This window comes from Saccharothrix stipae (genome assembly GCF_054781895.1).
Genome location: NZ_BAAGTN010000007.1, coordinates 546,787 through 566,074, shown reverse-complemented (window position 1 = coordinate 566,074; position 19,288 = coordinate 546,787). Strand labels below are relative to the sequence as shown.

General features: G+C 72.6%; 23 protein-coding genes. 6 read left to right on the top strand and 17 right to left on the bottom strand.

Annotated elements, in window-relative coordinates; translation table 11 throughout:
* Positions 1-2: 2 nt before the first annotated feature.
* From ACYVLT_RS15325 to ACYVLT_RS15290, 8 genes are all read right to left on the bottom strand, one after another.
* Positions 3-524 (bottom strand): DUF6328 family protein, encoded by a 522-nt coding sequence (locus ACYVLT_RS15325; RefSeq protein WP_461120843.1) that lies wholly within the window; start codon positions 522-524, stop codon positions 3-5.
* Positions 525-602: 78 nt separating this feature from the next.
* Entirely contained in the window at positions 603-1,283 is a 681-nt protein-coding gene (locus ACYVLT_RS15320) for an SDR family oxidoreductase (protein WP_461120842.1), read from the bottom strand.
* The gene (gene rfaE2 / locus ACYVLT_RS15315; protein ID WP_461120841.1) at positions 1,283-2,569 is read right to left on the bottom strand and encodes a D-glycero-beta-D-manno-heptose 1-phosphate adenylyltransferase; all 1,287 of its coding nucleotides are present in this window, start codon (positions 2,567-2,569) and stop codon (positions 1,283-1,285) included. The genes ACYVLT_RS15320 and rfaE2 overlap by 1 nt, the downstream gene beginning before the upstream one ends.
* Positions 2,566-3,141, bottom strand: coding sequence for a D-sedoheptulose-7-phosphate isomerase (locus ACYVLT_RS15310; RefSeq protein ID WP_461120840.1), 576 nt, complete (start codon positions 3,139-3,141; stop codon positions 2,566-2,568). The genes rfaE2 and ACYVLT_RS15310 overlap by 4 nt, the downstream gene beginning before the upstream one ends.
* Complete coding sequence (locus ACYVLT_RS15305) at positions 3,138-4,343, bottom strand: glycosyltransferase (RefSeq protein ID WP_461120839.1); 1,206 nt, start codon at positions 4,341-4,343, stop codon at positions 3,138-3,140. The genes ACYVLT_RS15310 and ACYVLT_RS15305 overlap by 4 nt, the downstream gene beginning before the upstream one ends.
* Positions 4,340-5,218 carry a glycosyltransferase gene (locus tag ACYVLT_RS15300; protein ID WP_461120838.1) on the bottom strand — a complete coding sequence of 293 codons (879 nt, stop codon included), beginning with the start codon at positions 5,216-5,218 and terminating at the stop codon, positions 4,340-4,342. Before ACYVLT_RS15300 ends, ACYVLT_RS15305 begins: the two co-directional genes overlap by 4 nt.
* On the bottom strand, positions 5,215-6,207 hold the full coding sequence (locus ACYVLT_RS15295) for a glycosyltransferase family 9 protein (protein WP_461120837.1): 993 nt from the start codon (positions 6,205-6,207) through the stop codon (positions 5,215-5,217). The genes ACYVLT_RS15300 and ACYVLT_RS15295 overlap by 4 nt, the downstream gene beginning before the upstream one ends.
* On the bottom strand, positions 6,204-6,719 hold the full coding sequence (locus ACYVLT_RS15290) for a D-glycero-alpha-D-manno-heptose-1,7-bisphosphate 7-phosphatase (protein WP_461120836.1): 516 nt from the start codon (positions 6,717-6,719) through the stop codon (positions 6,204-6,206). The genes ACYVLT_RS15295 and ACYVLT_RS15290 overlap by 4 nt, the downstream gene beginning before the upstream one ends.
* A 148-nt stretch (positions 6,720-6,867) precedes the next feature.
* On the opposite strand from ACYVLT_RS15290, the gene ACYVLT_RS15285 reads away from it, so the two are divergent.
* The gene (locus tag ACYVLT_RS15285; protein WP_461120835.1) at positions 6,868-7,386 is read left to right on the top strand and encodes an SRPBCC family protein; all 519 of its coding nucleotides are present in this window, start codon (positions 6,868-6,870) and stop codon (positions 7,384-7,386) included.
* Positions 7,387-7,748: 362 nt separating this feature from the next.
* On the opposite strand, the gene ACYVLT_RS15280 is transcribed toward ACYVLT_RS15285, so the two are convergent.
* From ACYVLT_RS15280 to ACYVLT_RS15265, 4 genes are read right to left on the bottom strand one after another with little or no spacing between them, the layout of a single operon-like run.
* Complete coding sequence (locus tag ACYVLT_RS15280) at positions 7,749-8,273, bottom strand: hypothetical protein (RefSeq protein WP_461120834.1); 525 nt, start codon at positions 8,271-8,273, stop codon at positions 7,749-7,751.
* Positions 8,274-8,277: 4 nt separating this feature from the next.
* Positions 8,278-9,006, bottom strand: coding sequence for a metallophosphoesterase family protein (locus ACYVLT_RS15275; RefSeq protein ID WP_461120833.1), 729 nt, complete (start codon positions 9,004-9,006; stop codon positions 8,278-8,280).
* Entirely contained in the window at positions 9,003-9,251 is a 249-nt protein-coding gene (locus ACYVLT_RS15270) for a BON domain-containing protein (RefSeq protein ID WP_461120832.1), read from the bottom strand. Before ACYVLT_RS15270 ends, ACYVLT_RS15275 begins: the two co-directional genes overlap by 4 nt.
* Positions 9,251-9,820 carry a nucleotidyltransferase family protein gene (locus ACYVLT_RS15265; protein ID WP_461120831.1) on the bottom strand — a complete coding sequence of 190 codons (570 nt, stop codon included), beginning with the start codon at positions 9,818-9,820 and terminating at the stop codon, positions 9,251-9,253. The genes ACYVLT_RS15270 and ACYVLT_RS15265 overlap by 1 nt, the downstream gene beginning before the upstream one ends.
* 76 nt (positions 9,821-9,896) lie before the next feature.
* On the opposite strand from ACYVLT_RS15265, the gene ACYVLT_RS15260 reads away from it, so the two are divergent.
* Complete coding sequence (locus ACYVLT_RS15260; RefSeq protein ID WP_461120830.1) at positions 9,897-10,133, top strand: DUF6480 family protein; 237 nt, start codon at positions 9,897-9,899, stop codon at positions 10,131-10,133.
* A 46-nt stretch (positions 10,134-10,179) separates the two neighbouring features.
* On the opposite strand, the gene ACYVLT_RS15255 is transcribed toward ACYVLT_RS15260, so the two are convergent.
* On the bottom strand, positions 10,180-10,542 hold the full coding sequence (locus tag ACYVLT_RS15255) for a VOC family protein (RefSeq protein WP_461120829.1): 363 nt from the start codon (positions 10,540-10,542) through the stop codon (positions 10,180-10,182).
* A gap of 1 nt (position 10,543) precedes the next feature.
* Positions 10,544-10,957: a hypothetical protein gene (locus ACYVLT_RS15250; protein ID WP_461120828.1), complete on the bottom strand. Its 414-nt coding sequence runs from the start codon at positions 10,955-10,957 to the stop codon at positions 10,544-10,546.
* A gap of 291 nt (positions 10,958-11,248) precedes the next feature.
* Here ACYVLT_RS15250 and ACYVLT_RS15245 point away from each other — a divergent pair, with 291 nt between their 5' ends.
* Both ACYVLT_RS15245 and ACYVLT_RS15240 read left to right on the top strand, forming a co-directional pair.
* Positions 11,249-12,799 (top strand): GMC family oxidoreductase, encoded by a 1,551-nt coding sequence (locus tag ACYVLT_RS15245; protein WP_461120827.1) that lies wholly within the window; start codon positions 11,249-11,251, stop codon positions 12,797-12,799.
* Between the two features lie 180 nt (positions 12,800-12,979).
* Entirely contained in the window at positions 12,980-13,909 is a 930-nt protein-coding gene (locus ACYVLT_RS15240) for an LLM class F420-dependent oxidoreductase (RefSeq protein ID WP_461120826.1), read from the top strand.
* Positions 13,910-13,936: 27 nt separating this feature from the next.
* Here ACYVLT_RS15240 and ACYVLT_RS15235 read toward each other — a convergent pair whose 3' ends face one another.
* Positions 13,937-14,941, bottom strand: coding sequence for an NAD-dependent epimerase/dehydratase family protein (locus tag ACYVLT_RS15235; RefSeq protein WP_461120825.1), 1,005 nt, complete (start codon positions 14,939-14,941; stop codon positions 13,937-13,939).
* 47 nt (positions 14,942-14,988) lie between these two features.
* Between ACYVLT_RS15235 and ACYVLT_RS15230 the strand changes: the two genes are divergently transcribed.
* Positions 14,989-15,729: a ZIP family metal transporter gene (locus ACYVLT_RS15230; RefSeq protein WP_461120824.1), complete on the top strand. Its 741-nt coding sequence runs from the start codon at positions 14,989-14,991 to the stop codon at positions 15,727-15,729.
* A 43-nt stretch (positions 15,730-15,772) separates the two neighbouring features.
* Positions 15,773-16,657 (top strand): aminoglycoside phosphotransferase family protein, encoded by an 885-nt coding sequence (locus ACYVLT_RS15225; RefSeq protein ID WP_461120823.1) that lies wholly within the window; start codon positions 15,773-15,775, stop codon positions 16,655-16,657.
* A gap of 54 nt (positions 16,658-16,711) precedes the next feature.
* On the opposite strand, the gene ACYVLT_RS15220 is transcribed toward ACYVLT_RS15225, so the two are convergent.
* Both ACYVLT_RS15220 and xylA read right to left on the bottom strand, forming a co-directional pair.
* Positions 16,712-18,091, bottom strand: coding sequence for a xylulokinase (locus tag ACYVLT_RS15220; protein ID WP_461120822.1), 1,380 nt, complete (start codon positions 18,089-18,091; stop codon positions 16,712-16,714).
* Positions 18,091-19,227, bottom strand: a complete 1,137-nt coding sequence (gene xylA, locus ACYVLT_RS15215) for a xylose isomerase (RefSeq protein WP_461120821.1) — start codon at positions 19,225-19,227, stop codon at positions 18,091-18,093. Before xylA ends, ACYVLT_RS15220 begins: the two co-directional genes overlap by 1 nt.
* Between the last annotated feature and the right edge of the window lie 61 nt (positions 19,228-19,288).

Sequence of the window (19,288 nt, the reverse complement as noted above, 5' to 3'; positions counted from 1 at the left end):
GGTCACTCGATGCGGTCTTCCTCGGCCTCGTCGTCCTCCGCGATGGTGTCCCGACTGCGCTCGTGCCAGGGCCACGCGAACCACAGCGTGCCGAACAGCACCAGCGCGAACCCGCCGAGCGCGATGGCCACCCAGCCGCCGACGATGACCTCGCCCAGCAGCAGCACGGTGCCGACCATGGCCACCGCCAGGAACGCCATGCCGGCGATCGCGAAGCGGTTCGCCACCTCGATCACGTCCTCCCGCCTGCCGCGGCGGAACAGCAGCCGGTGCCAGGCCGCGGGCGCGGTCAGCAACGCCACGGCGCACGCGGCGAACAGGATGGTGATCAGATGGGTGCCGCGGACGTAGGCGTCGGCGGACGCGTAGCGCTCGGTGAACGCGATCGACAGCAGGAAGCCGAACAGGATCTGCACACCGGCCTGCGCGACCCGCAACTCCTGCAACAACTCGTTGAGGTTGCGGGCCAATCTCCGTTGGTGTGACTCCTCAGCCTGACTCACCGCCACCGCATACCCAGCCATCGGCCTGCCCAATCATCGTTTTCGGGTGAAGTACGACAGTCCGAAGTGGTTCAGCGTCGCCGGGGTCCCGCCGCGAGGCTACGGCCACGAACCCTCCTCGGCGTGCGCGACCACGAGTTCGCGAACTTCACACCCCTCGGGCTGGCGCAACGCGAACACGATCGCGTCGGCGACCCGCTCGGGCGGGTTCAGCTTGCTGTCGTCCGGCGGCCGGTACTGCTCGGCCCGGTCGTCGAAGAAGTGGGTGCGCATGCCGCCGGGGATCACCAGCGTCACGCCCACCCGACCGGCGGTCTCGGCCGCCAACGCCCTGGTGAAGCCGACCACGCCGAACTTCGAGGCGCAGTACGCGGTGGCGTCGCTGACCGCGCGCAGCCCGAGGGTCGACGCGATAGTCACCACCCGGCCGCCGGCCAGCAGGGGCAACGCCGCCCGCACCACCGCCGCGGTGCCGAGCAGGTTCACCATCACCACCCGGTCCCAGTCCTCACCGGACACCTCGTCCAGCCGGCCGCACGCGTCCGTGCCGGCCGCCGTCACCACCGCCCGCAGGCCGCCGTTGCGCTCGGCGATGGCCCGCACCGCGCGTTCGGCCGCCCTGGTGTCGGACAGGTCGACCGACTCGAAGTCGGCCACCTCGGGGGCCGCCGGGGCGGCCTTGTCCAGCACCAGCGGTCGCCCGCCCAGGTCGTGCACCGCCTTGACCACGGCCGCGCCCAGTCCGGACGCCCCTCCGGTCACCAACACCTGACCGAGCATCAGCCCCTCCTCGACAGCATCTCGGTGGTCGAACGGCCCCGGTGGTAGGGCACGACGACGGTCCGCCCGCCCCAGCCCCGCACGAGGTCCGCCTCCGGCAACGAATCCACGGTGTAGTCGCCGCCCTTGACCCACACGTCCGGGCGCAGGGCGGCCAGCGCGCGTTCCGGCGTGTCGTCCTCGAACACCACCACGTCGTCCACGCAGCCCAGCGCGCGGAGCACCTCGACCCGGTCCTGCTCCCGGGTGACCGGCCGGTCCGGGCCCTTGAGCCGGCGCACCGACGCGTCGGAGTTCAGGCACACCACCAGGCAGTCGCCCAGCGACCGGGCGGCGCGCAGGGTGCGGACGTGGCCCGCGTGCAGCAGGTCGAAGCAGCCCCCGGTGGCGACGACCACGCCGCCACGCGCCCGCACCGCGTCCACGGTGGACAACCGGTCGACGGGCCGGAACCCGGACGCGCCGCCGCACCGCAGGAACTCGGCCGCCGAGGTGACGCCGTCGGCGACCGCGTCGTCCATCGCCGCGCCGCTCATCAGCCGGACCGCGACGGTCGTGGCGAACCGGTCCCCCGCCCCGCACGGGTCGATCACGGGCACGCGGGGCGCGGGCACGGCGACCGGCGTGCCGCCGCCGTGCAGCAGCGCGCCGTCGGCGCCGAGCGTCACCACGACCGCCCTCGCCCGCCACCGGGCGCGCAGCGCTTCCAGCGCGTCCACCGGGTCGTCGTGCCCGCTGAACGTCCTGGCCTCGGCCGCGTTCGGCGTGACCAGGCGGGCACCGGGCACCGGGTCCGGGCCGCGCGGGTGCGGGTCCCACACCACCGGGCGGCGGGCGAGCACGCCGCGCAGCCGTTCGTCGCGCACCAGCCCGCGCCCGTAGTCGGAGACCAGCACGCAGTCGGCCGTCAGCACCGCGTCGAGCATCTCGTCGGTCGCCTCCGGCGTGCCGGGCCCGCCGCCGCGGTCGAGCCGGGCGATCGAGTGGTCGCCGCAGCGCAACCGGGTCTTGACCGGTGTCGGCGTGGGCGACGGCCCCAGCACGGACGGCACCCGCGCCAGCTCCTCCCGCAGCCGCTGCCCGTCCTCGTCCTCGGCCACGGCGCTGACCAGCGTGACGTCGACGCCGTCGGCGGCGGCCAACGCGGCGGCCAGGCCCGCGCCACCGGGTCTGGCGCGTTCTTCCCGCACGTCCAGGACCGGTGCGGGCGCGTCCGGGCACAGGCGTTCGGCGGTGCCCAGCACGTCCACGTCGAGCAACGAGTCGCCCACGACGACCAACTTCACGACACCCTCCGCTCCGCCGCGGGCAGCGCCATTTCGAAGGCCGCGCACAGGGCGTGCACGGCGACGAGTTGTGCTTCCTGCACGTTCGCGGGCTCACCCGGTAGCGCCAGCACCTCGTCCACCGCCTCCGCCAGCGGGTTCGGGGCCGGGCCGGTCATGGCCCACACGTGCGCGCCCGCCTGCCGGGCCGCCTTCGCCGCCTCGATCAGGTTCGGGCTGCGCCCGCTGGTGGACAGCAGCAGCACCACGTCCTGCGGTCGGGCGTGCGCGGTGACCTGGCGGGCGAACACCTGGTCGTAGCCGTAGTCGTTGCCGATCGCGGTGACGCTGGACGACTCCGCGCACAGCGCGATCGCGGAGAACGGCCGCCGGTCGTCGCGGAACCGGCCGACCAGTTCGGCGGTCAGGTGCTGCGCCTCGGCGGCCGAACCGCCGTTGCCCGCCGCCAGCAGCCGGCCGCCGTCGGCGAGCCTGCGGGCCAGCACACCGCCCCAGCGCGTCAGCCGCGGCGCCTGGGCGCGCAGCCCGGCCAGCGACTGGGCCAGCCCGTTCAGGTGCGTCTCGACGCTCATCTGGTGCCTCCCACAGCCACGGCCTGCCCGACCGTGACCCGTTCGTAGACGCGTTGGGTGTCCTCGGCGATCCGGTCCCAGGTGTAGCGGACGCTCACCCGGTCCAGGCCCGCCAGGCCGCAGGCCTCCCGCCTGGCCCCGTCGGCCAGCAGCGAGTGCAGCGCGCGGGCCAGCGCGGCCGGTTCCCGCGGCGGCACGAGCACGCCGGTGACGCCGTCGACCACGGTGTCGGTCAAGCCGCCGACCGCGCTGGCCACCACCGGCACCCCGCAGGCCATGGCCTCCAGCGGCACGATGCCGAACGGCTCGTACCAGGGCACGCACGCCACCACGTCGGCCGATCGCAGCAACGCAGGCATCGCGTCCCGCGACACCTGCCCGGCCAGCCACAGCCGGTCCTGCACACCGACGCGTGCCGCGTGCGCGGCCAGCCGCCGGGCCTCCGGGTCCGACTCGACGTCGACCGGGCCGCCCGCGATGACCAGCTCGGTCTCCGGCATCGACCGCAGGGCGGTGATCAGGTCCTGGAAACCCTTGCGGGGCACCAGCCTGCCGACCGAGACGATGCGGTGCGGGTAGCGGCGGTGCTCGGCCGGACCCTCGGGCTGGAACCGCGCCGGGTCCACCCCGCACGGCACGACCGAGATCCGCGACCGCAGCACGCCCATGCGCATCAGCTCGGTCACCTCGTCGTCACAGGTCGCGGCGATCCGGTCGGCCTCACGTCCGATCATCCGCTCGATCGCGATCCGCTCGGCCGGGCTGGTGTCCTCCGCGCCCTGGTGGCGGCGCTTCACCGTGCCGAGGGCGTGGTAGGTCTGCACCACGGGCACACCGACCTTGCGCGCGGCGAGCACCGAGGCCAGGCCGGACATCCAGAAGTGGGCGTGCACGACGTCGGGCCGTTCGTCGTACCACTGCTGCTCCAGGAACCGGGCGAACTCGCCCATGTACGGCAGCAGGTCGTCCTTCGGCACGGCGCGAGCCGGACCGGCGGTCACGTGCACGACGTCGTAGCCCTGCTCGGTGCGCACCCGCTCCGGCAGGTCCGGGTCGTCGCGACGGGTGTAGACCGCCACCTCGTGGCCGTGCGCGGCGAGCGCCGCCGACAGGGCGGCGACGTGCACGTTCTGCCCGCCCGCGTCGACACCGCCCAGGGCGGCCAACGGACTGGCGTGCTCGGACACCATCGCGATCCTCATCCGCTCACTCCTGTCAGCAACCGGTCCCAACTCCGCAGGAAGGCGTCGAGTCCGTACCTGGCCAGGGCGAACTCCCTGGCCTGCTTCCCCTTCTGCTTGGCCAGCGCCGGGTCCGCGACCAACTCGGCCACGGCCCGCACCAGTTCGTCCACGTCGGTGGACACCACGCCCGCCTCCGGCGGCACCGCGCGCACCACCTCCGTGCACGCCAACGCCACCACGGGCATCCCCAGGTGCATCGCCTCGATCAGCGACAGCCCCAGCGACGTCCACCGCACGGTGTGCAGGTAGAGCCGCCGCAGGGCCAGTTCCCGGTGCAGCGAGACCAGGTCGTGGTCACCGCGCCCCATCTCGCCCAGCTTGGTGGTCTTCATGCCGTACACGTCCAACGGCGCGGCCTCGGCGAACCTCGGCAGCAGGTCGGTGCCCACCGCCCGGCCGCGCCGCACCGGGTCGTTGACGACGACGGCCGCGCGCGGCAGCTCGCCCGTGTACAGGGCACCCGGGTCCACGACGCCGTGTTCGATGACGACGGTGCGCGCGGTCCCGCAGTCCCACATCAGGTCGTTGAAGTGGGTGACGTGCACGATCGTGCCCGGCCAGTCCTTGAGCGGGTGCGCCTGGTTCGGGAACTTCGGCGTGTTGTGCTCCAGGTACACCAGCGGGATCCCGGCGGGCACCAGGCCGACCTCGGCCGGCCGTTGCAGCACCGCGATGTCGGCGTCCACTTCGGACACGACGACCTCGCGGGCGGCCGGCCAGTCGCGCCCGGCGAGCCCGATCCCCTGTGGGGGGCCGGGGATCAGGTACTCGTGCCCTCCCCGGACGAACGCGTTCGTCCACGACCCGTGCACGTGCCACAGCAGGATCTTCACGTCCTCACCCCCACGAGTTCGGCCACGGCGGTGACGACCTGGTCTGGCGTCACCCGGTCAAGGCACGGGTGGCCGGGCACCGGGCACTCGCGGGCGCGCGAGTCGCGGCACGGCGCGTCCTGGTCGCCCAGCACCACGTGCGGCCCGTACGGCGCCCACCGGCGGGCGGGCACGACGGGAGAGAACAAGGAGACGACCGGCGTGCCGACCGCGGCGGCGAGGTGCGCCGGCCCCGTGTTGCCGACCACGACCGCGTCCGCTCGGGCCAGCAGCCCGGCCAGTTCGGCGAACGTCGTGCGGCCGCCCAGGTCGACGCCGTGCGCGCCCGCCACGTGCCTGGTCAGCTCCGCCTCGTTCGGCCCGCCCGTGACCAGGACGCGGTGCCCGGCCTCGGTGAGCGCCACCACGGCCTCGGCGCACCGGTCCGGCGACCACGCGCGTGCGGGCACCGAGGCTCCCGGGTGCACGACCACGTACGGCCCGATCTCGGCCGGCTCGGGGGGCGTGGTGATCGCCAGCCGGCCGTCGTCGCCCGGCGGCAGCTCGAACCCGGCGGCCCGGGCGACCTCCAGCGCGCGTTCCGCCTCCGGGACGTCCGGGTCGTCGCGCAGCCGGACGTCCAGCAGCGAACCGGGGTAGTCCGTGGAGCGGGCGACCACCTTCGGCACACCGGCCAGCTTCAGCAGCAGCGCCAGCGGCAGCGGGCTCTGGTGGAACGAGGTCAGGACCAGCGCCACGTCGGCTCGGATCCCCTTGAGCAGGGCGACCATCCCCTCGATGTCCGGGGTGCGCACCTCGGGCGCCGGGTTGGCGATCCACGGGCAGTCCCACCGCACGACCCGCTGCACGCCGGGCAGCAGCGCCGCCGCCTGCGCACCGGAATGACCGCACAGCAGCACGACTTCACCCGCGTGCGCGGCGGCACGGATCGCCGGACCGGCGAGCAGCACGTCGCCGTCGTTGTCGAGCCTGGCCACGAGTGTCCTCATAGGACCATCGCCAATGCGGACCGGAGATCGGGCGCGGTGCGGGGCGCTCGGTCGACCTCGTCGGGTAGCGTCTGCGGGGTGGGCACGAGGATCGGGATGGCGCCGGCGGCGAGCGCCGCCGCCACGTCCGCCTCGATGTCGCCGATGAAGAAGGTGCGCTCGGGACGGGCCTGAAGCGCTTCACAGGCCGCGAAGATCATGGCGGGCGCGGGTTTGCGGCACGCGCAGCCGTCGTCGGGGCCGTGCGGGCACACCTGCCACGTGCCGAACGGGCCGAGCAGTTCTTCCACCCGAGCGTTCACCGCGTCCACCTGGGCACGCGTGAGCAGACCGCGACCGATGCCGGACTGGTTGCTGACGACGCCCGTGCGCACTCCGTTGGCGCGCAGGACGCGCAGGACGTCGTGCGCGCCGGGCATCGGCTCCACCCGGTCCGGGTCGCCGTTGTAGGGCACGTCCCTGATGAGCGTGCCGTCGCGGTCGAAGAGAACCGCGTCGGGGGGCTGGTCCACAGAGGAGAGTTAGCCGGTGGGAACCGAAGCAAACACTTCTCGGCAAAGCGCTACTCACCGTCACTCCGGAGTGGGTCGGCATGTGTGTGAGACCCGTGTTGGTGGGTAACCAGGTGTCGAACTCGATTCCCGAGGAGAGGTTGTTGCAGTGACGACGATCGAGAAGTCCGTGGACGTCGAGGTCCCGGTCACGACCGCGTACAACCAGTGGACGCAGTTCGAGTCGTTCCCGCAGTTCATGGAGGGCGTCGAGCGCATCACCCAGGTGACTCCCACCAGGACCCACTGGGTTACCAAGATCGCCGGAGTGACCAGGGAGTTCGACGCCGAGATCACCGAGCAGCACCCGGACGAGCGGGTGGCGTGGCACACCGTCGACGGTCCGCCGCAGGGCGGTGTGGTGACGTTCCACCGCCTCGACGACCACCGGACGCGGGTGCACGTGCAGATGGAGTTCGACCCGCAGACGCTGACCGAGAAGGCCGGTGCGGCGACGGGTCTGGTCGGCCACCGCGTGTCCGGTGACCTGGAGCGGTTCAAGGAGTTCATCGAGGGCCGCGGCCTGGAGACCGGCGCGTGGCGCGGTGACGTGAGCCGTCCGCCGCAGGCCGGCGAGACGCGCCACGACCTGCCCGACGCCGGACGGCCGGGTGACCCGCTGCGATGAGCGCACTGGCGGTGCGGGAACCGGGGAGGCGGAGTGCGTTACAACCTCCGATTCCCCGACCCCGACCGCCGGTCGACGGCAGCTGAGTCGGCAGCAGTTCGAGTCGACGGCAGGTGAGTCGACAGCAGTGACACGGAAGGCCCCGCGAGCTCCGGCCCGCGGGGCCTTCCGCTGTCCGGGTGCGGTACTTCCGGCAGCCGCAGTAGCAAGAACGCCCGTGCGCGGCTTCCGCAGCCGCAGTGGCGAGAGCGTCGGGCGAGCTTTCCGCCGCGGACCGGCGAGCCGGATCGGCGAGGTGTCGAGGTGAGCGAGAGGCCCGTGGACCGAGCGGTCCACGGGCCTCTCGCTCGTTCGTCCGGCCGCTAGCCGTCCTTCAACCGGTCGAACAACCGGTTCACCGACTGCCGCAGCGCCGAGGCTGCATCGCCGAGCAGCGAACCGGGCTCGCTCTTGCCGTTCGCGGGCTCCGCGCCGGTCCGGCCGGCGCGCGGGTCGACGTCCCGGTCCAGCAGCTCGCGCAGCACCTCCAGCACCACCTCCGGGTGCCCGAGCGGCACCGGGGCGGCGAAGGTCTGGGCCGAGTTGATCAGGTCCTGGTGCCGCCGGATCAGCTCGCCCACCTCCGCCCCGGCCGCCGCGCCCGCCACCAGGTGCACGGGCACGGCCCGGTCGGCGAACTCGGACAGCACCTCGTCCACCTCGTGCCAGGGCTCGTCCGCGGCGGGCAACCGGCACCACATGACCTGCAGGTGCTCGGTCAACGGGCGCCACGTGCCGGGCAGGTCACCGTGCCTGCCGACACCGGCCGGGTCGAGCACGACGACGGCCGGTGCGTCGGGCGGACCCGCCCACACCACGGACGGGCCTCCGGACCTGGGTTCCTCCATGCCGCTACACCTCCGCTACGGCGGGTTCCACGCAGTAGACGGTGTATGCCGATCGGATGACCGGTTGTGCGACGTTGCGCACCCGCACCCCACCGGGTGTCATGCCGTGCTCGTTGCCGAAGTGCGCGTGCCCGTGCACGGCCAGGGTCGTGCGGTTGGCGTCGATGGCCTCGCCGAGCAGGTAGGAGCCCAGGAACGGGTAGATCTCCGGCGGCTCGCCGCGCAACGTGTCCGGCACCGGCGCGTAGTGCGTCAACGCCACCTTCACGTCGGCGTCCAGGCTGCCCAGGGCGGCGCCCAGGGAGTCGGCGATCACCGTGGTGTGCCGGATGAACGCCTTCATCTCCGGTTCGCCGAACGCGCTGCCGCACTTGCCCGCGAACCCGCCGCCGAAGCCCTTCACGCCCGCGACGCCCAGCGTGTGGCCGTTCACGTCGATCGTGGTGGCCTCGCCCTCCAGCACGGTGAGGCCCGCGTCGCGCAGCACGGCGGTGACCTCGTCCGGTTTGTCGTCGTGGTGGTCGTGGTTGCCCAGCACGGCGATCACCGGCACGGGCAGCCCGCCGAACTCGTCGGCCACCACCCGCGCCTCGGACACCGTGCCGTGCCGGGTCAGGTCGCCCGCCAGCAGCAACACGTCGGCGCAGTCACCGAGCTGGTCCAGCGCGGGCCGCATCCGCCCGCGCGCGTCCTCGCCCAGGTGCACGTCACCGACCGCGGCGATGCGGATCATCGAAGCTCCTCTCGGCCGACCGGGGCGTCGGACGGCACCACCTTCACGTCGTCGAGCACGGTCAACTCCGGCGCCACGTCGTGGATCACCGCTTCCAGCTCGGCGCGGCGCTCCGGACTGGCCACGTCACCGGACAGCAGCACGTGGTCACCGCGCACGGTGACCCGGACGCCCAGTTCGGTGGTCCGCGGGTCCTCGGCCAACGCCTGGCGCAGCCGGGCGGAGAGGTATTGCTCTGCGGTCATCACGCGCTCCTGGTCATCGGAGTGGGCAGGAGGTCGAGGCGTTCGACGAGCACCAGGAACGCCTCGGCGTACGGCGAGTGCTTGGTCGCTTCCCGCACCTTGTCCCAGTGGATCTGCTCGCGCAGGGCGCGGGCGAACGGCAGCAGTTCGCTGAAGTCGCAACGGTGCCCGTCCAGCACCAGCAGCTTGCCGATCATCACCTCGGTGGCGGGCATCACCGGCAGCACCACGGAGCCGACCTGCAACTCCTCGGCGCGCGCCAGCGTCTCGTCGGTCACCGGGACCTCGTTGGGCCGGAACAGCAGGTCGACCAGCGAATCGCCGTCGTAGACCTTCAGCAGCCAGTCCTCGGGTGGTGTGGCGGCGCGCATGCCGGCCGCGACGAGCGCGCTCACCGCGGCGCTCGCGTCCTCTTCCCGCACCAGGAGGTCGACGTCGTGTTCCGTCGCGGGCCCACCTCTGGCGTACACCGCGCACCCGCCCGCGAGGGCGAACGGGATCTCCTGCGCGCGCAGGGCTTTGGCGACCTTGGTCAACGTGCGCAGCAAGTCGTCTTGGACACCGCTCATGCGTGGTGACTACCCGTACGGCTGGGTGTTCACACGGACGCGGATAGTGTCGTCGGCACGGGGTAGTCCTGTCGGCATGACTGCCACACCGCCCGACCCGGACCCGGCTCACACGCCCGGTCTGGAGCCCGGTGGCGGCGTCGCGCCCGGCGAGACGCCGCCCGACTCCGGCCAGACCTCCGGCCTGTCCCACCCGCAGCCCATGCCGTCGCGGCGCGGCCCGATCATCACGCTGGTGGCGGTGCTGATCATCACCCTGCTGACCCTGGCTTTCGTCGTGGCGCAGGTGATGGGGTGGGCGAACCTCTTCTAACCGCGGTCGCCCACGCCGAGCCGGCCGTCGAGCCGGACCGCCGGAGCTAGCCCTTGGGCTGCCAGACGTTCACGAAGTTGCCGTCGACGTCCTTGACCGTGGCGATGAGGCCGATCTGGATCTCCTCGACCGGACGGATCCAGGTCACGTCGCCCAGGCCGTCCAGGTGCGCCACCAGGGCGGCCAGGTCGGACACCTGGATGTTGATGATCACCCGGCCCGGTTCGGCGGCCTGCTCGGCGACGTCGTCGCGCTCCTCGAAGACCAGGACACCCTGCTCCAGCCACAGCACCGAGTCGGCGAGGTCCGCCTCAGGGGCGAAAGCGGCCTGGTACCACGCGCCCAGTCGCTTCGGGTCGGTGCTGCCCAGCACCAGACCGCTCAGCCCGGCTCCGCTCGACAATTCCACGTCAGCTCAACTCCCAAGTTCGGCGCACCACGTCGCCGTTGTCGTCGATGGAGAATTCAAAAACTGCCAGCACACCGGCAAGGCCGGCCAGCTCACCGGTGGCGTTCTCGGTGATGACGGAACCGCGGTAGGCACGCACGTCCCGCTCGCCGAGCCGCCCCGCGCCGAAGCCGCGCCACGTCGCCAGGCCCGCGCCGTGATCGGTCTTCATGCCGCCGAGCCACTCGCTGTAGAGCGTGCCGCCGGGCTGGGCAACCGACCAGTACGTGCCGATGTCGGCGTACGCGATGCCGCCGTAGACGCCCCGCGCCTCGAACGTGACCTCGACCTTCACCGCGCCACCCTCGATGGACACCACCCGGCGGCTCACCGTCCGACCGCGCTCCTCGGTCAGCAGTTCGCCGACACCGACCACCACCCACCCCCGGTTCCCCGCACGGCGCCGTGCCGCCGACCCTACTGGATTGCACCATGCAACCAGCAGCCTAGGGCAAGATCGTCCGCCTGACCATTCCCCCTCGACGAGACTATTCTCGAATCGCCGCGAATAGTTCGTGTTGACAAATAGGGCAATTCGAAAGAAACGACGTGACCATCGCTCGCGTTAGCTTCTGGCTGCCCGATCCGAAATCACCGAGCGGCCGCGAACCCCCTTACCGACAGGCCGCCACACCAAGAGTCCATCTCATTTGGAGGCGATTCTCCGATGTCCCGATTGTTAGATTTCGATGACATCATCGTCGGGGCCGGCGCGGCAGGTGTGCCGCTCGCCGCCCGGCTCACCGAGGACCCGGCGCGACGGGTGGCGCTCATCGAGGCGGGTCCCTACTACCCCACCGTGTCCGACATGCCCACCGACCTGCTGGCCGGGAACTTCATGTCGATGTCCCGGCACGACTGGCACTTCTCCGCGCGGGCCGTCGACGGGAGGGACATCCGGTTCCCCCGCGGACGCGTGGTCGGCGGGTCGTCCGCGGTGGGCGGCACGGTGGCGTTGCGCGGTATTCCAGCCGATTTCGACGAGTGGGCCGAACTCGGCAACCCGGAGTGGTCCTGGGAGAAAGTCCTGCCGTTCTACCGCATCATGGAAGATGATCTGGACTTCACCGACGAGTTCCACGGCAAGGGCGGTCCGATCCCGATCCGGCGCTTCCCGATCGAGGAGATGACACCGGCCCAACGCCATTTCATCGACGCCTGCCTGGAACACGGCTTTCCCTGGGTGGACGACCAGAACCACCCGGATGCCACCGGCGTGGGCGCGATGCCGTCCAACAGGCGCGACCCGACGGTCCGGGTGTCCACGACGATGGGCTACCTGCCCGCCACGCGCGGTCGGGACAACCTGACGATCATCCCGACCACGCTGGTCAAGCGGGTGCTCATCCGCGACGGCCTGGCGTGCGGCGTGGAACTGGTGGAGGACGGGACCAGCCGTGAGGTGACCGCCCGCCGCGTCATCCTCGCCGCCGGCACCATCGGCACGCCCACCGTGCTGCTGCGCTCGGGCATCGGACCGGCCGACGACCTGCGGCGGCTCGGCCTGCCGGTGGTGTCGGACCTGCCCGGCGTCGGCGCGGGCCTCAACGACCACCCGCGCACGGGCGTGTTCATGACGCCGAAGCCGGGCGCGGAGAACTTCGGCGAGCCCGTGGGGCAGACCGTGCTGCGCGCCACCGCGAAGGGCTCCGACGAGCCCAACGACATGCACTACTACATGGTCAACGGCTTCGACCTCACCCAGCAGTTCCCCGACCTGCGGCAGCTCGCGGGCGGCGACCGCATCTTCGGCGTGATGGTGGTCGACCAGCGACCGCACGCGCGGGGCAGGCTGACCCTGACCTCGGTCGACCCGCACGAGGCGCCGATGATCGACCTCGACTACCTGTCCGACGAACGCGACTACCGCACGTTCGTCGACGGCGTGCGCACGGCGTGGGAGCTGGCGAACTCGCCCGCGATCCGCGCGCTCGGCGACAAGTTCGTGCTGATCGACGACTCCACGCTGGACTCGGAGGACTCCTTGCGCGAGTACGCGCGGCAGACCGTGGACAGCACGTACCACCCGGTGGGCACCGCCAAGATGGGGCCGAGCACCGACCCGATGACCGTCGTGGACCAGTACGGCGCGGTGCACGGGGTCGACGGGCTGCACGTGGCCGACGCGTCGATCATGCCTTCGCACGTGCGGGCGAACACGAACCTGACCTCGATCATGATCGGCGAGCGGGCGGCCGACCTCCTCCGCCACGCCTGACCCGAACGTCGACCCCGAGCGAGGTCGCACGGCAATCCGGAAGAAGCGCCACCGACCGCCCCGCACCACAGTGGGGCCGCAGGGCCATCCGGACCGGGCGCCGGGGCCACGGGGCCACCCCGGCCGGGCGCCATGCGGCATCGCTGCTCGCCCCAGACCGCGCGACGAACACGGAGCCTCATGAAACTCGGGTTGCAACTCACCCAGCGGGCCGACACCGGGCACGCCCGCGACGTCGCCGCCCAGGCACGACGTGCCGAGGAGATCGGCTACCACAGCCTGTGGGCCTACGAGCGAGTGCTGTTCCCGCAGGAGCCCGCCGACGGCATGTACGGCCTGCCGGGCCTGCCGTGGGATCCCTACTACGAGTACTGCGCGGATCCGTTGACCGTGCTGACCCTGGCCGCCGCGCACACCGACCGCGTCAGCCTGGGCACGGGTCTGCTGGTCGGACCGCTGCGCGGCGGGCTGCACCTGGCCCGCGCGCTGGCCACGCTCGACGTCGCCACCGGCGGCGGACGGGTGATGGCCGGTCTCGGCGCCGGCTGGTCGAGCGACGAGTACCGGGCCACCGGCGTCGACTTCACCACGCGGGGCCGGACCCTGGACGAGCTGACCGACTCGCTGCGCGCCCTGTGGGGCCCGAACCCGGTCAACTACGAGAACAGCACCATCACGATCGCCAACGCCGCGGTGAACCCGAAGCCGGTCGACCGGATCCCGGTGTTGTTCGGCGGCGCCTCGGAGGCCGCCTTCCGCCGGGTGGCCCGCAAGGGTGACGGCTGGATCCCGGTGGGCGTCACCGGGGAGGTGCTGGCCGCCGGCTGGCGCCGGGTCACCGAGCTGACCGAGGCCGAGGGCCGCGACCCGGCCGGGCTGCGCCTCGTCCTGGCCGCGATCGTCTACCTGTCCCCCACCCCGGCCGGGCCCGACCGGATGCCGTTCCAGGGCAGCCTCGACCAGGTGCTGGACGACCTGTCGCAGGCCGCGAAGGCGGGTGCCCACGAGGTGACCCTCTCGCTGGACCGGGGCCCGGAGGGCGCGACCGCGTTCACCGACCGGGCCCAGGAGTTGTACGAGGCGGTTCGGGCCGCCGGGCTGCTCGACTGACCACGCGTTCGCCGACCTCGACCGGCGTCAGGGTTTGAGCGGCGGGCTCGGTTGGAGGCCCTCCTTGCGGCCGAGCCCGTCCAGGAGCAGCTTCAGGGTGTCGCGGGCGTTGTGCCGCGGCGCCCAGCCGAGCCGGGTGAACGCCTTGGTCGCGTCCAGCAGCGGCGCGGTGAGGGCCAGGTCGACCCAGCCGTGCGAGGTGGGTTGCAGGCGCAGGTGCCAGCTGATCCGCGCGGCGGTGCGCAGGACCGCCGGTGGGATCGGCACGTGCCGCGCGCCCATCACCTCAGCCAGCACCTGCGGCGTCACGACGGGTTCGGAGACCAGGTTGAACGCGCCCTCGGCCCTGGTGGTGAGGATCTTCGCCAGGGCGTCGGCCACGTCGTCGGCGTGCACGAACTGGAGCACCATCGTGCGCGGCAGCGGCAGGACCGGCAGCTTCACCTTGAACAACGCGTGCGGCACCAGCGGGCCGAGGAAGTACCGCTTGATCTCGGCGGCGGCGTCGGGTTGCAGGACCAGGCCGGGACGCACGCGGGTGACCGCGAGGCCCGGGTGATCGCGTTCGACCTGGTGCAACAGGTGCTCCACGGCCGCCTTGTGCCGGCTGTAGTACGAGGTGGACAGGCCGTCGGTGGGCCAGCTCTCGTCCACGGTGTGGTCCTTCGCCGCCGGCGAGTACGCGCCGACCGACGACATGTGCACCAGGTGTGGGACACCGGCGGCGACCGCGGCCGTGAACACGCGGTCGCTGCCAGCCACGTTGGTCCGGTACAGGGCGCGCTCGTCGTGCCCTGGCTGGATGCGCCACGCCAGGTGCACGACCGCGTCGGCGTCCCGGAAGACCTCGGCGAGCGGTTCCTCCGCGCCCTCGCGGCTGAGGTCGACCGTGCTCCACGGGATGTCGTAGGGCGGTTCGGCCCGGGGCGGGCGGCGCGAGACGCCGTGCGCGGTGATGTCGGGCTCGTCGGCGAGACGGCGCAGCAGCGCGGTACCCAGATTGCCGGTGGCGCCGGTGACGACGATCCTCATGGCGGTCGGGTACCCGCGCGGGCCGGGTGCGACACGGGGAGGTCGATGTGTGGCAGGCGGCCGGGTGGGGCTTGCTGGCCGGGTCCGCGCTGCTGGTGGGCGCGCTCGCCGGTTACTTGGCGCGGGTGCCGCGCGGTGTGGTGGCGGCGGTGATGGGGTTCGGCAGCGGCGTGCTGATGTCGGCGGTGTCGTTCGACCTGATCGAGGAGGCGCACGAGTCGGGCGGTCTGCTGCCGACGGCGGCCGGCGCCGCGCTCGGCGCGCTGGTCTACACGGCGGCGAACGTGGCGTTGGCCAAGCGCGGCGCGCGGCACCGCAAGCGGTCGGGCGGGTTGCAGCCGTCGGAGTCCGAGCAGAGCGGGTCGGGCTCGGCGATCGCGGTCGGCGCCCTGCTGGACGGCATCCCCGAGTCGGTGGTGATCGGGGCGAGCCTGCTCGGTGGCGGCGGGGTGAGCGCGGTGACCGTCGCGGCGGTGTTCGTCAGCAACGTGCCGGAGGGCCTGTCGTCGGCCGCCGGGATGCGCCGAGCCGGCCGGTCGCGGCGGTACGTGTTCGGCCTGTGGACGGGGATCGCGGTGGTCAGCGGCCTGGCGGCGATGGCCGGGTACGGCCTGCTGGCCGACGCCCCACCCCAGTGGTTGGCCGCGATCACCGCGTTCGCGGGCGGCGCGATCCTGTCGATGGTCGCCGACACGATGATCCCCGAGGCGTTCGACGACGCCCACCTGCTGGTCGGTCTGGTGACGGTGGCGGGTTTCCTGAGCGCGTTCGCGCTGTCGCACGCTTGAAAATGCGTTGCCGCCGGCGCGGGGAGGTCGCCAGGCTCGGGTCATGGTCGACATCCCGCACCGCGACGGTCGCGCCGGCATCGACGCCGGGCTGGTGAGGCGGCTGCTCGCGAGCCAGTTCCCGCGCTGGGCCGACCTGCCGGTGACGCCGGTCGAGGTCGACGGGTGGGACAACCGCACGTACCGCCTCGGTGACGACCTGACGGTGCGGCTGCCGACCGCCGAGGGCTACGCGCCCGCCGTGGCCAAGGAGCACCGGTGGCTGCCGGTCCTGGCACCGTCGTTGCCCGTCCCGGTGCCCGTGCCGCTGGCCCTGGGCGTGCCGGGCGAGGGCTACCCGTTCCACTGGTCGGTCCGGCGCTGGCTGGAGGGCCGGACCGCGTCACCGGACCGCATCGAGGACATGGCGGCGTTCGCGGTGTCGATCGCCGACTTCATCCGCGCGCTGCACCGCGTCGACGCGTCGGACGGACCGCGGGCGGGCGCGCACAGCTTCTACCGGGGCGCGTCGCCGGGCCACTACGACGACGGGACGCGGCGCGCGCTCGTCGCGTTGGAAGGGCGCGTCGACACCGGTCGAGCGGCGGCCGTGTGGGACGACGCGCTGCGCGCACCGGACTGGGCCGGGCCGCCGGTGTGGTTCCACGGTGACATCGCGCACGGGAACCTGCTGGTCGACGGCGGGAAGTTGACCGCGGTGATCGACTTCGGCACGTCCGGGGTCGGCGACCCGGCGTGCGACCTCGTGATCGCGTGGACGATGTTCTCCGGTGAGAGCAGGCGGGCTTTCCGCGAGGCGGTCGAGTTGGACGAGGCCACGTGGGCGCGGGCGCGCGGGTGGGCGCTGTGGAAGGCCCTGATCGTGCTCGCCGACGGGCACGACGGTGCGCGGGACGTGATCGAGGAAGTGCTCGCAGACGCGCCGTAGCGAAAGGGGGCACCCCCGCGGCCGGAGGTACCCCCTTTCGGTCTTGTGCCGCGGTCAGCGGTCGACCGTCAGCTCACGCGCGGAGGCGTAGCGCTCCCGGACCCACGGGGTCGGGTCGGCTTCGACCGAGGTCGACGCCAGCTCCGACCAGTGCGGCGGCGCGTCCGCACCGCCGACCGCCCACGCCGCCTGCCGGGCGGCGCCGTCGGCCACGTACTCGCTCGGCGACGGCACGACGACCGGGCAGCCGAACACCGCGGGGGCGAGCCGCTGCACGGCGGGCATCCGCGCCCCGCCGCCGATCAGCAGCACCCGCGACACCGGCATGCCCAGCGCGGCCAACGCGTCGATCGCGTCGGCCAGGCTGCACAGCAGGCCCTCGACCGCGGCACGCGCCAGGTGCGCCGGGGTCATGGTGTCCAGCCGCAGGCCGTGCAACGCGCCGGTGGAGTCGGGCTTGTTCGGCGTGCGCTCCCCCTCCAGGTACGGCACGAGCACCAGCCCGTCGGCGCCCGCGGGAGCGCTCAGGGCCAGGTCCGACAGGTCGGCCAGGTCGACCCCGAGCACGGACGACGTCGAGCTGAGCACCCGTGACGCGTTGAGGGTGCACACGAGCGGCAGGTGGCCGCCCTCCGCGTCGGCGAAGCCGTTGACGATGCCGGTGCCGTCGGCGACCGGGTTCGGCCACCGCGCGAACGCCGTGCCGGACGTGCCGATGGACACGACCACGTCACCCGGTTGCGCCTGCACGCCCAGCGCCGCCGCCGCGTTGTCGCCCGCGCCCGCGCCGAACCGCCCTGCGGCCAGTTCCGCCGGACCGAGCACCCGCGGCACCGCGACGACCTTGCCCAGCGCCAGTTCCAGCAGGTCCGGCCGGTAGTCCTCGGTGGACGGCGACCAGTAGCCCGTGCCGCTGGCGTCGCTGCGGTCGGTGGTCAGCGCGTCCAACGACGTGCTGCCCGACAGCTTCCACGTCAACCAGTCGTGCGGCAGGCACACGGCCGCCGTGCGAGCCGCCGACTCCGGCTCGTTGGCCGCCAGCCACCGCAGCTTGGTCACGGTGAGCGAGGCGACCGGGACGCTGCCGATCGCCTCGGCCCACCGGTCCGGACCGCCGAGCTCCGTGGTGAGGTCGGCCGCCGCGGCCGCGGAACGGGTGTCGTTCCACAGCAGCGCCGGCCGCACCACCTCGCCGGCGGAGTCCAGCGTCACCATGCCGTGCTGCTGCGCGGCCACCGACACGGCGGCCACGTCGTCCAGGCCGCCCGCGTCCGCGATGGCCGTCTGGAGCGCGTCCCACCACGCGGCGGGATGCACCTCGGTGCCCGTCGGGTGCGCCGCACGCCCTTGCCGCACAAGGGCGCCGGTGTCCGCGTCGCGCACCACCACCTTGCAGGACTGGGTGGACGAGTCGACGCCCGCGACGAGCGCCATCAGCGCGCGCCCAACAGGTGCTCGGTCGCCAGCTGCGCCAGGCGCACGAACCCGAAGCCGCGCTCGGCGGCGGTGGCCGGGTCGAAGTCCTCGCCCTTCAGGAAGTCCGCGATCGACTCACCCTCGTCCAGCGTCGGCTCGGCCAGCTCGTACACGCCGCTGTACTTCATCGCCTCCTGCACCTCGGGGTCGGCGCGGAACGCCGCCGCCCGCTCGCGCAGCAGCTTGTAGGTGCGCATGTTGGCCGCCGCGCTCTCCCACACGCCGTCGAGGTCCTCGGTGCGCAACGGCTTGTAGTCGAAGTGCCGCGGGCCGTCGTAGCCGCCGTTCTCCAGCAGGTCGACCAGGAAGAACGCGGACAGCAGGTCGCCCTGGCCGAACACGAAGTCCTGGTCGTAGCGCGGGCCCTTCTGGCCGTTGAGGTCGATGTGGAAGAGCTTGCCCTGCCACAGCGCCTGGCCGATGCCGTGCACGAAGTTGAGGCCCGCCATCTGCTCGTGGCCGACCTCGGGGTTCACGCCGACCAGCTCGTGGTGCTCCAGCGTCGAGATGAACGCCAGCGCGTGGCCGATCGTGGGCAGCAGGATGTCGCCGCGCGGCTCGTTCGGCTTGGGCTCCAGGGCGAAGCGGAAGCCGTAGCCCTGGTCGACCGAGTACTGCGCGACCGTGTCGACGGCCTCGCGGTAGCGGTCGAGGGCGGCGTGCACGGGCTTGCCCGCGTCGACCTCGGAGCCTTCGCGACCACCCCACATCACGATGGTCTTCGCGCCGAGCTCGGCCGCCAGCTCCAGGTTGCGCAGCACCTTCCGCAGGGCGAACCGGCGCACCGAGCGGTCGTTGCTGGTGAAGCCGCCGTCCTTGAACACCGGGTGGGTGAACAGGTTGGTGGTCACCATCGGCACGACCATGCCGGTCTCGTCCAGCGCCGCGCGGAACGCGGCGACGCGCTTGTCCACCTCGGCCGTGCTCGCGCCGAAGGGGAACAGGTCGTCGTCGTGGAACGTGATGCCCCAGGCACCGAGCTCGGAGAGCTTGCGCACCGCCAGCGGCGCGTCCAGCGCGGGGCGGGTCGCGTCGCCGAACGGGTCGCGTCCCGGCCAGCCGACCGTCCACAGGCCGAAGCTGAAATTGTCCACGAGGGCACCTCCAATAAGTTTGATGCCTGAACTTATCGCACTCAGCCGCTAGGATCCAGTG